At 68.6% G+C, this 2845-nt stretch carries 4 protein-coding genes; 3 read left to right on the top strand and 1 reads right to left on the bottom strand.

Translation table 11 applies throughout. The annotated features are described in order from the left end of the window. Positions 1–243: 243 nt before the first annotated feature. Entirely contained in the window at positions 244–1047 is an 804-nt protein-coding gene (locus CH341_RS30325) for a response regulator (protein ID WP_111423223.1), read from the bottom strand. Between the two features lie 176 nt (positions 1048–1223). Between CH341_RS30325 and CH341_RS30320 the strand changes: the two genes are divergently transcribed. From CH341_RS30320 to CH341_RS30310, 3 genes are all read left to right on the top strand, one after another. Next, positions 1224–1457, top strand: a complete 234-nt coding sequence (locus CH341_RS30320) for a NepR family anti-sigma factor (protein WP_170149873.1) — start codon at positions 1224–1226, stop codon at positions 1455–1457. After that, a complete protein-coding gene (locus CH341_RS30315; RefSeq protein WP_111423220.1) occupies positions 1454–2032 on the top strand; it encodes a sigma-70 family RNA polymerase sigma factor in 579 nt (192 codons plus the stop codon). Before CH341_RS30320 ends, CH341_RS30315 begins: the two co-directional genes overlap by 4 nt. A gap of 360 nt (positions 2033–2392) precedes the next feature. After that, positions 2393–2791: a hypothetical protein gene (locus CH341_RS30310; RefSeq protein WP_245431325.1), complete on the top strand. Its 399-nt coding sequence runs from the start codon at positions 2393–2395 to the stop codon at positions 2789–2791. Positions 2792–2845 lie beyond the last annotated feature (54 nt).

The following is a 2845-nucleotide window of genomic DNA, read 5'->3' as shown; positions in this document are numbered from 1 at the left end:
GTGGTTGACTCCGTCAACCACGCCTTTTCTCTGTGGCGGCTCGCCCGGGAGGTCGAAGTCGGTGGGGATCGCGTTCATCGGACCTTGAGTGCGGGTGTGGCTGGCGCCTCTTCGGGGCGGCGGGCCCCGGAAGGGTTCATCCCCCAAGGTTCGTCCGCCGGGCGCGACGCTCGCGTCACCCGCCGAACACGGCTTCGCCCGAGGCCCGCTCAAACGAGCGGCCCCGGGCGAGGACGCATGTCGTCAGGCCGGAATCCGGCGCTCGCGGCGGGTCGCGTTCCGCTCGAAGAACAGCGCCTGGCTCACCACCGCGGATACGGTCGCGGGCTGGAACGGCTTGGCGATCAGGAAGGCCGGTTCCGGCCGCTGGCCGGTGAGGAAGCGCTCCGGATAGGCGGTGATGAAGATCACCGGCACCTCGAACGTGTCGAGCAGCTCGTTGACGGCATCGAGGCCGGAGCTGCCGTCGGCGAGCTGGATGTCGGCGAGAATCAGGCCGGGACGCTTCTTCTGGGCGATCTGCACGGCCTCGCTGTGGGTGCGGGCGATGCCGACCACATGGTGGCCGAGGCTCTCGACCAGCCCTTCGAGGTCGAGGGCGATGAAGGTCTCGTCCTCGATGATGAGGACGTCGGTGGCGATCTCGGCGGCGAGCTCGCGGCCCGCCTCCTCGACCAGGCTGCGCACCGTCGGCAAATCGGTGTCCAGGATCTCGGCCGCGTCCTCCTCGGAGAACCCTTCCAGCGAGACCAGCAGGAAGGCTTGGCGGGCCCGCGGCGTGAGCTGGCCGAGGCGACGCTCGGCCGGGGTATCGGAGTCGACGAGCTCGGAGGCGCCGTTCACCGGCAGCGAGTTCCAGATCGCCGCGAAGCAGCGGAACAGGGCGACCTTCGGCTTGTCCGTGTCACCGAGGATCGACGGCTCCTTGATCATGGCCTCGAGGGTCGCGGCGACATAGGCGTCTCCCGAGGTTTGGCCGCCGGTAAGCGCACGCGCATACCGGCGCAGATACGGAAGATGGTGAGCAACCATTTGCGCCGACGACAAAGCTTGAACTCCCGATTGTTTTTGAGTGCCCGACTGTGGCGAGACACGGGGAACGCTTCGGCCATATAAAAGTTCCCTAGCCTGGAACTATGGCAGGTTTCCGGAGTTGGTTCAAAGTTCGCGGGGTCCGGCGTTCACCCGGGGTGTCTCGGGGCGGGTGTCGGTGTGAGGAAGTGATGAAAGATAGAAAGTCGTTGCGGCCGGAAGGGGCACTGCAGGTGAGGTCTACGACGGGGAGGCCGGATCCAGCTTTGAATCGCGAAATCCAGACCAAGATCGGCCAGCAGCTCCGCGCGATTTACGACGATGTCGTCGATCAGGGCGTACCCGACCGGTTCGCCGAGTTGCTTCGCAATCTCGACGCTCCCTCGGTGCGGGCAAAGGCAGCGGACAAGGATTCCGGCGAATGAGTCGGGAGTCCTCCGGACGATCCGCATCACGCGACGACGCCTCCGTGCGCGAGGCGATGCTCGCGGCCGTTCCGAGCCTGCGCGCTTTCGCCATCTCGTTGTCGGCCAATGTCGACCGCGCCGACGATCTGGTGCAGGAGACGTTGCTGCGCGCCTGGGCCAATCTCGATTCGTTCGAGCCCGGCACCAACATGTCGGCCTGGCTGTTCACGATCCTCCGCAATCTGTTTCGCTCCGAGTATCGCAAGCGGCGCCGCGAGGTGCCGGACTCCGACGGCGCTTATGCGGACAGCATGAAGACGCAGCCCGAGCAGTCGAGCAAGGTGGAGTTCGAGGAGTTTCGCGAGGCGCTCGGCAAGCTGCCGTCCGACCAGCGCGAAGCTCTCGTCCTGGTCGGTGCGTCCGGCTTCTCCTACGAGGAGGCGGCCGAGATCTGCGGGTGTGCCGTCGGCACCATCAAGAGTCGCGTCAATCGCGCCCGCACGCGTCTGGCCGAGCTTCTGGCGATCGAGAGCATCGAGGATCTCGGGCCCGACCGCGAGCTCCGCGCCGTCTTCTCCGGCGGCGGCAGCTGACGTTCGGCGCCCCCGCGCCCCTTCCCGCTGTTCTCCATTCGGCGTCCATCCGGTCCGATCCCGGCGGCCTCGGCGAGGCCGACCCACGTGCCGTGTCGGTTCGCAACGCCCCCGGCGGGCCCGGCCGCGATCCGGCGAGCGGCTCGTCGCCGGCCGTCACGCGAGCCGTGCCGCTTCGGCGACGATCAGCATAACCTCCCCCGCCTTCCGGCTAGTACCGCCTTCCTCGGGTCGGCTACACCCGACTCCATGCTTTGGCCGTGAATCCAGTCCAGGCGGTGGCGTGGCTCGACACGGCGATTCCGGTTGGGCCATAAGGATACCGAGGCCCGCGCCCGCGGGGCCCGGCGGAGGACCCCAATGGCCGAACGATCCTTTCGCACCGACCCAACGGGCGCCGTGCCGCAGGGCGAGGCGCCCTTGCGGCGGCTCCTGCGCCAGCCGCTGCTGCGGCTGCTCGCCGTCAATCTCGCGATCGGCTTGCTGATCGCGATGCTGGCCGTCGCCGGCCTGCTGGCGCTCGACGCGCATCGGCTGCGCAGCTTGGTGCTCGGCGACCAGTCGCCCGTGGTGGCGGTCGGCCTCCTGCTGTTCGGCTTCGCCGTGACGCTGGGGAGCTGGGTGATGGGCAGCGCGATCATGCGGCTCGGTGACGACGAAGGCGGGCGCGATTCCGGCCGGCCGGTCGCCGCGCCGGTCGTCTCCGCTGCGGGCGAGGCGATCCGGGTGCCGGTCCGGGCGAACACGCCGCGCCGGTGATCCGGGCGGACCAACGGGGGCGGGGAATGCATGTGACGGAACGGCCGCGGCGCC

Source organism: Rhodoplanes roseus (assembly GCF_003258865.1).
GTDB lineage: Bacteria > Pseudomonadota > Alphaproteobacteria > Rhizobiales > Xanthobacteraceae > Rhodoplanes > Rhodoplanes roseus.
The sequence above is the reverse complement of the archived record's forward strand: the minus strand, read 5'-3'. Positions and strand labels throughout refer to the sequence as shown.